We start from the raw sequence: 14,518 nt of genomic DNA on the forward strand, positions 1-14,518 counted from the left end.
GGTGAGAGAGAGCGGCTAACACCGCTGCAGTTTCAAGTAAGAAGGGTATATGAATGATTTACTAAGCCGTGCCATGAGATTGCTCTCCCAACGTGATCATAGTGAATTTGAATTGCGTCGCAAACTTGCAATACAGCCATTTTCGGCGAAAGGAAATTGGGGGAAGTGCGCCAGTAGTGAGGGTAGCAAGCCCTCCGACGATATTGATCCAAAAGTTATTGATCAGGTTATTGCCTATTGCTACCAACACGATTGGTTAGACGATTCCCGTTTTGCGACCAGCTATATTAATAGCCGTAGCCGCAAAGGATATGGGGCACAGCGTATCCGTTCAGAATTGATGCGAAAAGGTGTCGATAAAGAACGAATTCAAGCTGCTTTTGAAATTAGTGAGATTGACTGGTGTTTACTCGCAAAAGAGCTTGCACAGTGCAAATTTAGTGAAACTTTACCGGTTGAATGGAAAGAAAAGGCTAAAGTTCAGCGTTATCTCCTCTATCGTGGCTTCTTCCAAGAAGAAATTCAGTCGATTTACAATGATTTTGTCGAATGAATGCACGCGGGATTTTACTTCCCCTCGAAGAAAATTTATCTTATCCCCACTTTTTGTTCGTGAGCTTACCCATTGTGTTACCCGTTACAGGGATGCGATCTGCTCACGGGCTATTCTTTTAGCTTGTTTCCGGGGCAATTATGAGCAAGAGCACCGCTGAGATTCGTCAAGCGTTTCTCGATTTCTTCCATAGCAAGGGACATCAGGTTGTATCAAGCAGCTCTTTAGTCCCCAATAATGACCCAACGCTGCTGTTTACCAATGCCGGGATGAACCAGTTTAAGGACGTTTTCTTAGGTTTGGATAAACGGGCTTACTCCCGTGCAACAACCTCTCAGCGTTGTGTGCGAGCAGGTGGTAAGCATAATGACCTTGAAAACGTAGGTTATACCGCGCGTCATCATACATTCTTCGAAATGTTGGGTAACTTCAGCTTTGGTGATTATTTCAAGCATGACGCCATCAATTTTGCCTGGGAATTATTAACCGGTAAAAATTGGTTTAATTTGCCGAAAGAAAAACTTTGGGTAACTGTTTACGAAACTGACGACGAGGCCTATGACATCTGGGCTAATGAAGTCGGGGTTCCTCGTGAACGTATCATCCGTATTGGTGATAACAAAGGCGGTGCCTTCGCATCTGATAACTTCTGGCAAATGGGTGATACTGGCCCTTGTGGCCCATGTTCAGAGATCTTCTTTGACCATGGTGATCATATCTGGGGTGGGCCCCCAGGGTCGGCAGAAGAAGATGGCGATCGTTATATTGAGATCTGGAATATCGTCTTCATGCAGTTTAATCGCCAGTCTGATGGCTCTATGCTGCCATTGCCTAAGCCGTCGGTTGATACTGGTATGGGCCTGGAACGTATTGCGGCGGTATTACAGCATGTTAACTCCAATTACGATATTGACCTGTTCCGTGATTTGATTAAGGCTGTAGCGGAAGTTACTGGTGCGACTGACCTTTCTAGCAAGTCGCTGCGAGTCATTGCTGACCATATCCGCTCTTGTGCTTTTCTGATTTCTGATGGGGTAATTCCGTCGAATGAAAATCGTGGTTATGTTTTACGTCGCATCATTCGTCGCGCAATTCGCCATGGCAACATGCTGGGTGCTAAAGATACCTTCTTCTACAAGTTAGTTGCTCCGTTGATCGCTGTAATGGGTTCTGCTGCGGATGAATTGAAACAACAGCAGGCGATGGTTGAACAAGTTCTGAAAACTGAAGAAGAACAATTTGCACGTACATTAGAGCGCGGTTTAGCACTATTGGATGAAGAACTCAGTAAACTGACCGGAGACACCCTTGACGGTGAGACGGCTTTCCGTTTGTATGACACCTACGGCTTCCCTGTAGATTTAACCGCCGATGTTTGTCGTGAACGTAATCTGAAAGTCGATGAAGCGGGTTTTGAACAAGCGATGGAAGTTCAGCGTCGCCGTGCCCGTGAGTCCAGTGGCTTTGGTGCCGACTACAACAGCCTTATCCGTGTAGATAGTGCAAGCCAGTTTTCTGGGTATGACCACGTTCATCAACATGCAACGGTTACGGCATTGTTCCGTAATGGTGAGTCTGTTGATGAAATACAGCAAGGTGAAGAGGCCGTTGTTATTCTGAATCAGACGCCATTCTACAGTGAGTCTGGCGGCCAGGTTGGCGATAAAGGCGAGTTGAAAAATGCGACGGCAACTTTTGTTGTCGCGGATACTCAGAAATATGGTCAGGCTATCGGGCATTTGGGCCAATTGGCGCATGGAACTCTGCGGGTTAACCACAGCATTGATGCTCAGGTAGATGTTGCACGACGTAACCGTATTCGTCTGAACCACTCCGCAACCCATTTACTGCATGCGGCATTGCGTAAAGTTTTGGGGGAGCACGTAGCTCAGAAAGGCTCGTTAGTGAATGACAAGTATCTGCGTTTCGATTTCTCTCATTTTGAAGCAATGAAGCCAGCACAAATTCGTCAGGTAGAGGATCTGGTCAACGAGCAGATTCGCCGTAACTTACCGGTCCAGACAGAAGTGATGGAACTGGATGCGGCGAAAGAAAAAGGTGCGATGGCCCTGTTTGGTGAGAAATATGACGACCAGGTGCGAGTCTTGACCATGGGGGATTTCTCAACCGAACTCTGTGGTGGTATCCATGCCAGCCGTACCGGCGATATTGGTTTGTTCCGCATATTGTCGGAGTCAGGTACTGCGGCGGGTATTCGTCGTATTGAGGCGGTGACTGGCGAGGGTGCTATTGCATTGCTGCATCAGCAAAGTGACCTGCTTCAGGATGTTGCTCACCTGGTGAAAGGTGATGTTCATAATCTGGCAGATAAAGTCCGTTCGGTGCTGGATCGCAGTAAAATGCTCGAACGTGAACTCCAGCAATTAAAAGATCAACAAGCAGCTCAGGAAAGCGCCTCATTGTCATCCAGTGCAAAACTGGTTAATGGCGTGAAGCTTTTAGTGAGTCAGTTGGACAATGTTGAACCAAAAATGCTGCGAACCATGGTCGATGATCTTAAAAATCAACTGGGATCAGCCATTATTGTACTGGCAACAACCGCAGATGATAAGGTTAGCTTGATTGTTGGTGTAACCAAAGATCTTACAGGCAAAGTAAAAGCGGGTGAGTTAATCGCAGATATTGCCCAGCAGGTGGGTGGTAAAGGCGGTGGGCGGCCTGATATGGCTCAAGCGGGCGGAACTGATGTTCATGCATTGCCATCAGCATTGGCAAGCGTAGAAGCTTGGGTAGCATCTCGGTTATAAACAAGTAATGATCTATTAAATCAATACGCCATATCTCTGTGCTAGGTATGGCGTTTTTCAATTTTCCTGTCATAGTTCGATAACAAAGTTAAACGCAAAGTTGTTTGCTTCAGCTAAACTTGTATTAGTTAGAGACTCGACCAAGCTACTTACATTTTATGTGAATGTAATGGCTTACGTTTTCACGGTGTATGATGGATAATGGCGGGGAAACTGAGAGACCCGACTCTTTTAATTTTTCAAGGAGCAAAGAATGCTTATTCTGACTCGTCGAGTTGGTGAAACACTCATGATTGGCGATGAGGTTACGGTTACTGTATTAGGGGTTAAAGGCAACCAAGTTCGAATTGGTGTAAATGCTCCGAAAGAGGTTTCTGTTCACCGTGAAGAAATCTACCAGCGCATCCAAGCAGAAAAGTCTCAACCGACGACTTACTGATTTTGAAGCAGCGTCTCGTGTTGTACGAGGCGCTACTGCTGCTTATTTATCCCCGTTCTGCCGCTTTATTTCCGTTTTGCACTTATCCTCCAGTAATGATTTTCTGTTTTCAGCCTAATTAATCAGGTGGTAGGGATAATTTCGTTTTTCCTCCAACGGACGACATCTCAATAAACGTCATCTTGCCTGTTGATAAAACACTCTTTTTGACGTCAAACTGGTCATATTGCGTGTGAATTGTGCAAATGAACGTGGGTTGGGAAAAATTGTTTGACTTATAAGTGCGGGAAAGTAATATGTGCGCCACGCAGTGCCGATGAGCTTCTTCAAAAGTAAGTCAGGCACAATTCGAAAGAAGCGTATGGTGAGGTGGCCGAGAGGCTGAAGGCGCTCCCCTGCTAAGGGAGTATACGGTCAAAAGCTGTATCGAGGGTTCGAATCCCTCCCTCACCGCCATTTACTATGCACCCATAGCTCAGCTGGATAGAGTACTCGGCTACGAACCGAGCGGTCGGAAGTTCGAATCTTCCTGGGTGCACCATATTTTGCAGTATGGTGAAGTAGTCAAATGAACATCAGGTAGTGTCAAAGAATTAATTGCACCCATAGCTCAGCTGGATAGAGTACTCGGCTACGAACCGAGCGGTCGGAAGTTCGAATCTTCCTGGGTGCACCATCTTCTAGGTCATCAGTCTTGTTGTTAAGTTTCACTTGTTGAAACGCTCCCGCAAAATTAGAAATAAAAAACCGCACCCATAGCTCAGCTGGATAGAGTACTCGGCTACGAACCGAGCGGTCGGAAGTTCGAATCTTCCTGGGTGCACCATATTAAGAAACCTCGCTATGGCGGGGTTTTCTGCTTTTTAACCGTAGATAATTTTCAGAACCGAGCACTCGGAAGTTCAAGTTGAGCGAAGCGGGACAAAGTTGCTTCAGCAACGGCCCGTAGGGCGAGGCCTAAGCCGGGTCATTCTCCTGAGGGCACTACATTAAGAAACCTCGCTATGGCGGGGTTTTCTGCTTTTGGGCCGTAGATAACTCAGTCAGTTGAAATGTTTTTATTCTCAATTAAGTGTTCAACTCATTGATTTCCACTCGACAAAAGAGAGTCTTAGTTAAATGAGATTGATATTTTTTTGATTAAATTCAATTGATTATACAGTAAGCGACAATTTAGTTAGTTTGCGATAAAGTAGCTTTTCATTTTCTGCTTAGTCGTGGGGTCACGATGTACGATCGCTATGAGGGCCTGATTTTTGATATGGATGGCACCATTCTGGACACCGAGTCCACACATCGTCAGGCATGGCGTCAGGTACTAACGCCTTATGGTATGCATTTTGACGAGCAAGCCATGGTCGCTTTGAATGGTGCGCCAACCTGGCAAATTGCCTGCGCAATCATTACGCATCATCAATTGGATCTGGATCCCCATTTATTGGCCGCTGAGAAAACGGCATTAGCGAAGACTATGCTGTTGGATAATGTGAAGCCTCTACCGCTCATAGACGTGGTTAAAGCCTATCATGGGCGTAAACCTATGGCTGTAGGGACGGGAAGCGAGCACGCTATGGCAGAGATGCTCCTACGTCATCTGGGCTTACGTGATTATTTTGATGTCATTGTTGGTGCTGATGATGTCACTAAACACAAGCCAGAGCCTGAGACATTCTTACGATGCGCACAGTTACTCGGTGTGCGGCCAGATAAATGTGTCGTCTTCGAAGATGCTGATTTTGGTGTTGAAGCAGCGAAAAGAGCCAATATGGCCATAGTTGATGTACGTCTGCTGTGAGTAGTACGCTAGCTATTGCTGCAATATTTGGGAGTAGCTTTCTCAGCGCGACGCTCTTACCCGGAAATTCTGAAATTCTGTTAGTCACCTTATTAACGGCGGGCAGTGCGCCAGTGATGATGCTGGTGTTATCTGCTACCGTCGGAAATACCTTGGGGGGGCTAACCAATGTTGTTATAGGCCGTCTACTGCCGGAACTAAAGCCACAACGAGGGATGAAAACAGCACTTGTCTGGCTTCAACGTTTTGGCCCTGCCGCTTTGTTATTGAGCTGGCTCCCGATAGTAGGCGATTTGATGTGTGTGTTGGCAGGCTGGTTGCGTATGCCTTGGGGCCTTGTCGCTTTATTTCTGTGTTTGGGAAAAGCATTGCGTTATATCGTGTTAACGATAATTACGCTGCAAGGAATTGCCTGGTGGCAGTAAAGAGTGTGACAAACTTACGTAGTCACATCTATGCAGCTTTAGTATGCTGGCGGGTTATGGTTTTCAAGAGCGGGAGGTCGATTTGATCCCGGATGTATCACACGCGCTTACTTGGCTGGAAGCGCACCCTAAAGTCCTGAAAGGGATCCGTCGCGGTATCGAGCGGGAAACATTGAGAGTGACTGCCGATGGCCAATTAGCCTCGACGGGCCACCCAGAGTCATTGGGTGCGGCATTGACACATCAATGGGTTACTACCGACTTTGCTGAGGCATTGCTGGAATTCATTACTCCAGTAGATGGCGATATTGACCATCTGCTAACTTTTTTACGTGATATCCACCGTTATACCGCACGTAAACTGGGTGATGAGCGCATGTGGCCACTCAGCATGCCTTGCTTTATTGAGGCTGAGCAGGATATTGAACTGGCTAAATATGGCTCTTCAAATATTGGCCGTTTCAAAACACTTTACCGTGAGGGTTTAAAAAACCGTTACGGTGCTCTGATGCAAACAATTTCAGGTGTGCATTATAACTTCTCTTTGCCGCTGGAGTTCTGGCAGGCATGGGCTGGTGTCACTGACGAAAAAAGCGGTAAGGAAGAGATTTCAGCGGGTTATTTCCGCTTGATTCGTAACTATTATCGTTTTGGTTGGGTTATTCCTTATCTGTTTGGTGCTTCGCCGGCCATTTGTTCATCTTTCCTACAAGGGCGAGAGACGGAATTACCGTTTGAGCGAAATGATAACGGGATGTGTTATCTACCTTATGCCACTTCATTGCGTCTGAGTGATTTGGGTTATACCAATAAATCACAAAGCAATTTGGGTATTACGTTTAATGACCTGGGCACCTATGTTGCCGGGTTGAAACGTGCGATTAAAACGCCATCAGAAGAATATGCCGCACTGGGTCTAAAAGACGGTGATCGTCATCTGCAACTGAATACTAATGTGTTGCAGATTGAAAATGAGCTGTATGCCCCTATCCGGCCTAAACGGGTTACCCGTCCTGACGAGACGCCATCTGATGCTTTGCTGCGCGGTGGTATTGAATACATTGAAGTCCGTTCACTGGATATTAATCCATTCTCACCGATTGGTGTTGATGCCGTACAAGCGCGCTTCCTCGATTTATTCTTGATTTGGTGTGTACTGGCTGATGCGCCTGAAATGAGCAGCGACGAATTGCTGTGTACCCGTAAGAACTGGAATCGGGTTATTTTGGAAGGGCGTAAACCCGGGCAGACTATCGGGAGTGGGTGTAACGATACTCGCGAACCGCTGGAAAAGGTTGGCAAGGATCTGTTTGCAGACTTGCGTCGCGTTGCTGAAGTGTTGGATGGCAAAGATAGCACCGAGTATCAACAGGTCTGTGATGAGCTGGTAGCATATTTTGATGATCCGAGCCTGACGTTCTCCGCGCGCATTCTGCAAGCGATGAAAGAAGGTGGGATCGGTGGTGTGGGTCTTGAATTAGCCGAGCGTTACCGGAAAATGCTGCAAAGTGAACCGTTGGAATTGCTGACTGAAGAGCAGTTATCTGAAGAGCGCGATGCGTCATGGCAGCGCCAAAGTGAGCTGGAACTCAAAGATAAGCTAAGCTTTGAAGAGTATTTGGTGCTTCACGGCGGCCAATAAAAAGAAAAGGCCACATTACTGTGGCCAAATTAACATCTCTGATAACAGGGATGATGATAACAAATGCGCGTCTTTCACTTATTAAGACGTGCGAGTTAGGGAAAAGTTTCATAGGTTGCGAAAAAAGATCGAATTAAAATTATTTTTATGAGGAGGTAACTAAATGCCATTATTGGATAGCTTTACCGTAGACCATACCATCATGAATGCACCGGCTGTGCGTGTTGCTAAGACGATGAAAACCCCTCATGGTGACGAGATAACTGTGTTCGATTTACGCTTCTGTAAACCCAATAAAGAAGTGTTGCCAGAGAAAGGGATCCATACGCTGGAGCACCTGTTCGCTGGTTTTATGCGTAACCACCTCAATGGTAACGGTGTGGAGATTATCGATATCTCGCCAATGGGATGCCGTACCGGTTTCTACATGAGTCTGATTGGTACACCGGATGAGCAACGTGTTGCTGATGCCTGGAAAGCGGCAATGGCGGATGTGTTGAACGTTACCGACCAACGCAAAATCCCTGAGCTGAATGAATATCAGTGTGGGACTTATCATATGCACTCACTGGAAGAAGCACAGGAAATTGCCAGACACATTCTTGAGAGAGATGTGGGTATCAACGACAGTGAAAAACTGGCTCTGCCAAAAGATAAACTGGCTGAATTACACATTTAGTCCTCAGCCAGTAGCAGCTTGATTCTTAGTTGGATCAATTTGTTTTTCTAGATAGACGCAAAAGACGCTGATAAAGGCGTCTTTTTTATTTCTGCTCTACATGGGGATGGGGCGGTTGCACCGCGTTATTTTTTGGCTGAATGGTCGTGAGGAACAATAGGGGTCACGCGTACTTGTTTAATCATATTTTCTTGTACATCCAGCACATCAATTAGGTAATTCCTGATGCGGACTTGGGCATTTACCTGTGGGATCTCTTCGAGCGCTTCCAGTAGCATGCCATTGATAGTGCGGGCATCTATCGGTAGCGACCAGTTAAACGCTTTGTTCAGCTCTCGCACGCTGGCGCTGCCATCAATCAGTACGGAACCGTCACTTTGCGGATTGACCTCTTCTGCCAGTGTTGGCGACATTGATGTCGTAAAATCGCCGACGATCTCTTCCAGAATATCTTCAACTGTCACTAATCCTTGAATGTCGCCATATTCATCGACAATCATGCCGACTTTTTCTTTATTTCGCTGGAATTTTACCAGTTGTACATTCAATGGTGTGCCTTCCGGAATAAAGTAGATTTCATCGGCTGCCCGCAGCAGATTCTCTTTATTGAACTCTTTTTTCTCAGTCATCAGCCGATAGGCTTCCCGCACACGCAACATGCCAATGGCATCGTCTAATGATTGGCGATACAACACAATACGGCCATGTGGCGAGTGGGTGAGCTGGCGCATAATTGATTTCCAATCATCATTGATATCAATGCCGACCACCTCATTGCGCGGTACCATAATGTCGCTGACCGTGACCTTTTCCAGATCCAGTACTGATATCAACATATCTTGATTACGGCGAGAAATTTGTGATTGGGATTCATTCACGATGCTGCGCAATTCATCTTTGCTAACCGCATCACTGCGGTGCACATTCCCCCGAATACCACACAGACGCATCAGGCCACGGGCGATGGTGTTGAGTAACCACACCAATGGCAGCATGATTTTTTGCAAAGGAGCCAGCAACACACTGCTAGGGTATGCAACACGTTCAGGATAGAGAGCAGCAATAGTTTTTGGCATCACTTCGGCAAAAATTAGCACCACAAAGGTCAGAACCCCGGTTGCTATCGCGATCCCAGCATTCCCATATAAGCGGATACCCACGATAGTCGCCAACGCTGAAGCCAAAATATTCACTAAATTGTTGCCAATTAGCACCAGGCTTATCAAGCGATCAGGGCGACGCAATAACTTCTCAACCCGGCGTGCGGCACGATTACCCTGTTTGGATAAGTGACGTAGACGATAACGATTAAGTGTCATCATGCCGGTTTCGGAAGCGGAAAAATAAGCCGAAACCACGACCATAATGATAAGGATAATGATCAGCGTGCTAGTTGATACCTGATCCAACACTGTGTTCCTTAATGGCAATAAAGGCCCGGTCAGTTCAACAGGGCTATATGCGGATGGTTGAGATAATGACTAAGAGATCATGATTTCTTGAACCAGGCGGCTACCAAAATAAGCCAGAGTCAGCAGAAATGCGCCAGCGAAACTGAACCAAATGACTTTACGCCCGCGCCAGCCCTCATGATAATGACCCCACAGTAAAACGATATAAACAAACCAGGCCATGATCGATAACACCGCTTTGTGGACATTTTCTTTACTGAATATGTTGTCCATGTAAAGCAAACCAGTGCACAGCGTCAGTGTCAGTAATACCACCCCGATTTGAGTGATATGGAACATTTTCCGCTCAATGCTCATTAATGGTGGCATATCCGCATTAAACGTCAGTTTTTTATTCTTTAACTGATAGTCGAGCCAAGCCAGTTGCAGGGCATACAAAGCCGCGATGATAAGCGTTGCGTAAGCAAAGAGTGCCAACCCAATGTGGATGAATATGGTAGGGCTGGCTTCCAAATGAGTAATAAATTCGCCTGGTAGCAAGCTGGCAAGCGCCAGATTAATCATGGCAAAGCTATAAACAATAGGCAGCAAGAACCAGCCACGCCCCCGTGAGGCGACGATAGTCATGATAGTGCAGATCATCAGCCCGACAATGGAGCCAATATTTAATAAAGTAAGGTTTTGACCACCGCCAACATCAAAAATCTGATGCTTCAGAGCAATAGCATGGCACACTAGCGCCACGACGGCAGAAACCAGCGCTAAGCGCCGGTAAGCCCTATTTTTCTGCACCAGGCTTGGAACTATCAAGCCCAGGCTGAGCGAATAAGCGATCAAAGCCAAAATGGAGAACACGGGCATAGCGGTATATGAGCATCGGCTAAGTGAATTAGATAGCCAGTATAGCGTTGAGAGCCTCCCTCTCCAACCGTTCTCCGACGTGAGGGCAGAGATCGTTTAAGCTTCGTGTTATAATCCCCCCCATTGTGTCGCCAGAGCGGCCTGTTTCCACGTTGAGTATGAGACAATGTTTGAGAACTTAACTGATCGATTGTCGCGCACACTGCGCAATATCAGCGGCCGTGGCCGGCTGACCGAAGAAAATATTAAAGAAACGCTACGTGAAGTCCGTATGGCGTTACTGGAAGCTGACGTCGCTCTGCCGGTGGTTCGTGACTTTATCAACCGGGTAAAAGAGCGTGCGGTCGGGCATGAGGTGAACAAAAGCCTTACGCCAGGCCAGGAATTCGTCAAAATAGTTAAAAATGAACTTATTTCCGCCATGGGCGAGGTCAATAACGAACTGAATCTGGCAGCCCAACCGCCAGCAGTGGTGTTAATGGCCGGTCTGCAAGGTGCGGGTAAAACCACCAGTGTGGCTAAGCTGGGTAAGTTCCTTAAAGAAAAACAAAAGAAAAAAGTGCTGGTTGTGTCTGCCGACGTTTATCGCCCTGCAGCGATTAAACAGTTGGAAACGTTGGCACAGGGGGTTGGAATTGATTTCTTCCCGTCTGATGTGCAAGAAAAACCGATTGATATTGTTAATCGTGCCCTGCAGCAGGCGAAGCTTAAGTTTTATGATGTTCTGATTGTCGACACTGCGGGCCGTTTACACGTCGATGAAGCGATGATGGACGAGATCAAACAAATTCATGCCGCGATTAATCCGGTAGAGACTTTGTTTGTGGTCGATGCTATGACCGGTCAGGATGCCGCTAATACGGCTAAGGCATTCAACGAAGCATTACCGCTCACCGGGGTGGTACTCACTAAAGTTGATGGTGATGCGCGTGGCGGTGCTGCGTTGTCTATCCGCCATATTACGGGCAAGCCGATTAAATTCCTTGGTGTCGGCGAAAAGTCCGATGCGCTTGAGCCATTCCACCCTGATCGCGTGGCTTCACGTATTCTGGGCATGGGCGACGTACTGTCGCTGATTGAAGATATCGAAAGCAAAGTTGACCGCGTACAGGCGGAAAAACTAGCCAACAAGCTGAAAAAAGGTGATGGCTTTGATCTCAACGATTTCCTCGACCAGTTGAAGCAAATGCGCAATATGGGCGGTATGGCCAGCATGTTAAGTAAAATGCCGGGTGCCGGTCAGTTGCCAGAGAACGTGAAATCGCAGATGGATGACAAGGTAACAGTGCGGATGGAAGCCATCATCAATTCGATGACGATGAAAGAACGCGCTAAACCAGAAATCATCAAAGGTTCACGTAAGCGTCGCATTGCAACCGGTTCTGGTGTGCAAGTGCAGGATGTTAACCGCTTGCTCAAACAGTTTGATGACATGCAGCGCATGATGAAGAAAATGAAAAATGGCGGTTTGGCTAAAATGATGCGCGGCATGAAAGGTATGATGCCACCGGGTTTTCCTAGCCGCTAACGATCATTTCACGCTGTGGTGTTAACCAGCATGAGGTGAGTAAAGATTTCCCGCTGAAAACGGCGGTAAACGAAGAAGATTTCACTCATTTTAAAACTAGCGCACAGGAATCTGCGCTTTAGATTGCTTTTTGCGCCAAAATGAGTAAAATTTTCGAGCTTTTTATATTGCAACTGGACCCCGTTCCCCGATGGGGTTCAGTTGTTTTATTAACTAAAGAGGATGTTATGGTAACAATTCGTTTGGCTCGTGGCGGCGCTAAAAAGCGTCCGTTCTATCAAGTAGTAGTAACTGACAGCCGTAATGCTCGTGACGGTCGTTTCATCGAACGTGTAGGCTTCTTTAACCCGATCGCATCTGGTCAGGCAGAAGCTTTGCGTTTGGATCTGGGCCGTATCGAACATTGGATTGGCCTGGGTGCAACAGTTTCTGATCGCGTATCTGCGCTGATCAAAGACGCTAAGAAAGCAGCTTAATCTGTCGCGGTGGTGGTTATTATGAGCAAGCAACTCAATCCAGTGGTTCCCGAACTGCCGATAGTTCTCGGTAAAATGGGTTCAACTTACGGCATTCGCGGTTGGCTCAGAGTATTTTCATCCACCGAGAACGCCGAAAGCATTTTTGACTACCAGCCTTGGTTTATCCAACTGGCCGGTAAGTGGCAGCATGTCGAGTTGGAAGACTGGAAGCGCCACAGTCAAGATCTGATCATCAAAGTAAAAGATGTTGACGATCGGGATGCCGCGAATTTACTGACTAATTGCGAAATTATCGTAGATTCCAAACAGCTACCCGCACTGGAAGAGGATGATTACTACTGGAAAGACCTTATGGGTTGCCAGGTAGTAACAACCGAAGGTTATGAACTGGGTAAAATCATCGATATGATGGAAACCGGTTCTAACGATGTGATGGTAGTGAAGGCAAACCTGAAAGATGCATTCGGTATGAAGGAGCGGTTGGTCCCGTTTCTTCATGGGCAGGTTATCAAGAAAGTCGATCTCACTGCTCAACGTGTTGAAGTAGATTGGGATCCTGGTTTTTGACCTCCGAATTAAACGGTAAAAGTGAGTGGAACAAAACAATGTGGATCGGTGTTATTAGCCTGTTTCCCGAGATGTTCCGCGCAATAACCGATTATGGGGTAACTGGCCGGGCAGTAAAAAATGGCCTGCTGAGCGTGCAGTGTTGGAGTCCTCGTGACTTCACCTACGATCGGCATCGTACCGTGGATGACCGCCCATACGGCGGTGGCCCGGGAATGTTGATGATGGTGCAACCGTTAAGGGAAGCCATTCATGCAGCAAAAGCAGCGGCAGGCGAGGGAGCAAAGGTGATTTATCTGTCACCTCAAGGGCGCAAACTGGACCAACAGGGTGTTTGCGAACTGGCTACCAATCAGAAGATGATTCTGGTGTGTGGTCGGTACGAAGGAGTTGATGAGCGTGTAATCAAAACCGAAATTGATGAAGAATGGTCAATTGGTGATTATGTTCTCAGCGGTGGCGAGCTGCCAGCAATGACTCTGATAGATTCAGTCTCCCGCTTTATCCCGGGTGTGCTGGGTCATCAGGCTTCAGCGGAGGAAGATTCCTTTGTTGATGGATTGCTGGATTGCCCACACTACACTCGTCCTGAGGTGTTAGAAGGGATGGAGGTTCCGCCAGTATTATTGTCGGGCAACCATGCCGAGATTCGTCGCTGGCGCTCAAAGCAGTCGCTGGGCCGTACCTGGCTTAGAAGACCTGAACTTCTAGAAAGCCTAGCTCTGACTGACGAGCAAATGGTGTTGCTGGCTGAGTTCCAACGGGAACACAAACCCTGAGCAACAGAACTATGAAAGGAGCATTGTGCTACGTGCCAATGGTCCTGATATATCAGTTTACCTAGGATAAGAGACTTATTATGAGCAATATTATCAAGCAAATCGAACAAGAGCAGATGAAGCAGGACGTACCTGCATTCCGTCCGGGTGATTCCGTGGAAGTTAAGGTATGGGTTGTTGAAGGTTCTAAAAAGCGTCTGCAGGCATTCGAGGGCGTGGTTATCGCTATTCGTAACCGCGGTCTGCATTCTGCGTTCACCGTTCGTAAAATTTCCAACGGCGAAGGTGTTGAGCGTGTATTCCAAACTCACTCCCCAGTAATCGACAGCATTACTGTGAAACGTCGTGGTGCCGTTCGTCAAGCGAAACTGTACTATCTGCGTGAGCGTACTGGTAAGTCTGCTCGTATTAAAGAGCGTCTTAACCGTATTAACTAAGATACAGCTCAGGCTTCATCCAAAAGTTAATAGTTATGAAGGGGTTAGCCATTGGCTGACCCCTTTTTTATGCTTATACTCGTCAGACTTCAAGCTGCATATGCGTTAGCTGCCTTCGCTACTCGAATTATTTAGAGTATAGAAGATAAATAGA

At 46.9% G+C, this 14,518-nt stretch carries 14 protein-coding genes and 4 tRNA genes; 16 read left to right on the forward strand and 2 right to left on the reverse strand.

Annotation, left to right across the window (positions count from 1 at the left end; translation table 11 throughout):
• Positions 1-49 precede the first annotated feature (49 nt).
• The 11 genes from recX (at position 50) to luxS (ending at position 8,301) form a co-directional block, all read left to right on the forward strand.
• The gene (gene recX / locus AEP37_RS19220) at positions 50-553 is read left to right on the forward strand and encodes a recombination regulator RecX (protein WP_049614869.1); all 504 of its coding nucleotides are present in this window, start codon (positions 50-52) and stop codon (positions 551-553) included.
• Between the two features lie 140 nt (positions 554-693).
• A complete protein-coding gene (gene alaS / locus AEP37_RS19225; RefSeq protein ID WP_049614870.1) occupies positions 694-3,321 on the forward strand; it encodes an alanine--tRNA ligase in 2,628 nt (875 codons plus the stop codon).
• Between the two features lie 253 nt (positions 3,322-3,574).
• Positions 3,575-3,760 carry a carbon storage regulator CsrA gene (gene csrA, locus AEP37_RS19230; RefSeq protein ID WP_002209449.1) on the forward strand — a complete coding sequence of 62 codons (186 nt, stop codon included), beginning with the start codon at positions 3,575-3,577 and terminating at the stop codon, positions 3,758-3,760.
• Positions 3,761-4,123: 363 nt separating this feature from the next.
• Positions 4,124-4,216 (forward strand) — tRNA-Ser (locus tag AEP37_RS19235).
• An 8-nt stretch (positions 4,217-4,224) separates the two neighbouring features.
• A tRNA-Arg gene (locus AEP37_RS19240) sits at positions 4,225-4,301 on the forward strand.
• A gap of 58 nt (positions 4,302-4,359) precedes the next feature.
• Positions 4,360-4,436 (forward strand) — tRNA-Arg (locus AEP37_RS19245).
• Between the two features lie 73 nt (positions 4,437-4,509).
• Positions 4,510-4,586 (forward strand) — tRNA-Arg (locus tag AEP37_RS19250).
• Positions 4,587-4,988: 402 nt separating this feature from the next.
• Positions 4,989-5,555 (forward strand): fructose-1-phosphate/6-phosphogluconate phosphatase, encoded by a 567-nt coding sequence (gene yqaB, locus AEP37_RS19255; RefSeq protein WP_049614871.1) that lies wholly within the window; start codon positions 4,989-4,991, stop codon positions 5,553-5,555.
• Positions 5,552-5,980 carry a YqaA family protein gene (locus AEP37_RS19260; RefSeq protein ID WP_049614872.1) on the forward strand — a complete coding sequence of 143 codons (429 nt, stop codon included), beginning with the start codon at positions 5,552-5,554 and terminating at the stop codon, positions 5,978-5,980. Before yqaB ends, AEP37_RS19260 begins: the two co-directional genes overlap by 4 nt.
• 43 nt (positions 5,981-6,023) lie before the next feature.
• Positions 6,024-7,622, forward strand: coding sequence for a glutamate--cysteine ligase (gene gshA, locus AEP37_RS19265; protein WP_235801415.1), 1,599 nt, complete (start codon positions 6,024-6,026; stop codon positions 7,620-7,622).
• A 163-nt stretch (positions 7,623-7,785) separates the two neighbouring features.
• The gene (gene luxS, locus AEP37_RS19270; RefSeq protein ID WP_049614873.1) at positions 7,786-8,301 is read left to right on the forward strand and encodes an S-ribosylhomocysteine lyase; all 516 of its coding nucleotides are present in this window, start codon (positions 7,786-7,788) and stop codon (positions 8,299-8,301) included.
• A 125-nt stretch (positions 8,302-8,426) separates the two neighbouring features.
• Here the strand turns inward: luxS and AEP37_RS19275 are convergent, their stop codons facing one another.
• Together AEP37_RS19275 and AEP37_RS19280 are read right to left on the reverse strand one after the other, a co-directional pair.
• Entirely contained in the window at positions 8,427-9,710 is a 1,284-nt protein-coding gene (locus AEP37_RS19275) for an HlyC/CorC family transporter (RefSeq protein ID WP_162208256.1), read from the reverse strand.
• Positions 9,711-9,782: 72 nt separating this feature from the next.
• Positions 9,783-10,574 carry a cytochrome C assembly family protein gene (locus AEP37_RS19280; RefSeq protein ID WP_049614875.1) on the reverse strand — a complete coding sequence of 264 codons (792 nt, stop codon included), beginning with the start codon at positions 10,572-10,574 and terminating at the stop codon, positions 9,783-9,785.
• A 166-nt stretch (positions 10,575-10,740) separates the two neighbouring features.
• On the opposite strand from AEP37_RS19280, the gene ffh reads away from it, so the two are divergent.
• From ffh to rplS, 5 genes are all read left to right on the forward strand, one after another.
• Positions 10,741-12,102, forward strand: a complete 1,362-nt coding sequence (ffh, locus tag AEP37_RS19285; protein ID WP_049614876.1) for a signal recognition particle protein — start codon at positions 10,741-10,743, stop codon at positions 12,100-12,102.
• A 227-nt stretch (positions 12,103-12,329) separates the two neighbouring features.
• Entirely contained in the window at positions 12,330-12,578 is a 249-nt protein-coding gene (rpsP, locus tag AEP37_RS19290) for a 30S ribosomal protein S16 (RefSeq protein WP_049614889.1), read from the forward strand.
• A 21-nt stretch (positions 12,579-12,599) separates the two neighbouring features.
• Positions 12,600-13,148, forward strand: coding sequence for a ribosome maturation factor RimM (rimM, locus tag AEP37_RS19295; protein WP_049614877.1), 549 nt, complete (start codon positions 12,600-12,602; stop codon positions 13,146-13,148).
• A gap of 38 nt (positions 13,149-13,186) precedes the next feature.
• Positions 13,187-13,927 carry a tRNA (guanosine(37)-N1)-methyltransferase TrmD gene (gene trmD / locus AEP37_RS19300; protein ID WP_049614878.1) on the forward strand — a complete coding sequence of 247 codons (741 nt, stop codon included), beginning with the start codon at positions 13,187-13,189 and terminating at the stop codon, positions 13,925-13,927.
• A gap of 80 nt (positions 13,928-14,007) precedes the next feature.
• On the forward strand, positions 14,008-14,364 hold the full coding sequence (gene rplS / locus AEP37_RS19305) for a 50S ribosomal protein L19 (RefSeq protein WP_042547926.1): 357 nt from the start codon (positions 14,008-14,010) through the stop codon (positions 14,362-14,364).
• The last annotated feature ends 154 nt before the right edge of the window (positions 14,365-14,518 follow it).

The organism is Yersinia pekkanenii (genome assembly GCF_001152565.1).
Lineage (GTDB): Bacteria > Pseudomonadota > Gammaproteobacteria > Enterobacterales > Enterobacteriaceae > Yersinia > Yersinia pekkanenii.

Excerpts from the sequence above, each read along its gene's own strand:
- yqaB (WP_049614871.1), top strand. The coding sequence starts at position 4,989 with ATGTACGATCGCTATGAGGGCCTGATTTTTGATATGGATGGCACCATT.
- alaS (WP_049614870.1), top strand. The coding sequence starts at position 694 with ATGAGCAAGAGCACCGCTGAGATTCGTCAAGCGTTTCTCGATTTCTTC.
- trmD (WP_049614878.1), top strand. The coding sequence starts at position 13,187 with ATGTGGATCGGTGTTATTAGCCTGTTTCCCGAGATGTTCCGCGCAATA.
- ffh (WP_049614876.1), top strand. The coding sequence starts at position 10,741 with ATGTTTGAGAACTTAACTGATCGATTGTCGCGCACACTGCGCAATATC.
- rpsP (WP_049614889.1), top strand. The coding sequence starts at position 12,330 with ATGGTAACAATTCGTTTGGCTCGTGGCGGCGCTAAAAAGCGTCCGTTC.
- gshA (WP_235801415.1), top strand. The coding sequence starts at position 6,024 with ATGCTGGCGGGTTATGGTTTTCAAGAGCGGGAGGTCGATTTGATCCCG.
- rplS (WP_042547926.1), top strand. The coding sequence starts at position 14,008 with ATGAGCAATATTATCAAGCAAATCGAACAAGAGCAGATGAAGCAGGAC.
- luxS (WP_049614873.1), top strand. The coding sequence starts at position 7,786 with ATGCCATTATTGGATAGCTTTACCGTAGACCATACCATCATGAATGCA.
- recX (WP_049614869.1), top strand. The coding sequence starts at position 50 with ATGAATGATTTACTAAGCCGTGCCATGAGATTGCTCTCCCAACGTGAT.
- rimM (WP_049614877.1), top strand. The coding sequence starts at position 12,600 with ATGAGCAAGCAACTCAATCCAGTGGTTCCCGAACTGCCGATAGTTCTC.
- AEP37_RS19280 (WP_049614875.1), bottom strand. The coding sequence starts at position 10,574 with ATGCCCGTGTTCTCCATTTTGGCTTTGATCGCTTATTCGCTCAGCCTG.
- csrA (WP_002209449.1), top strand. The coding sequence starts at position 3,575 with ATGCTTATTCTGACTCGTCGAGTTGGTGAAACACTCATGATTGGCGAT.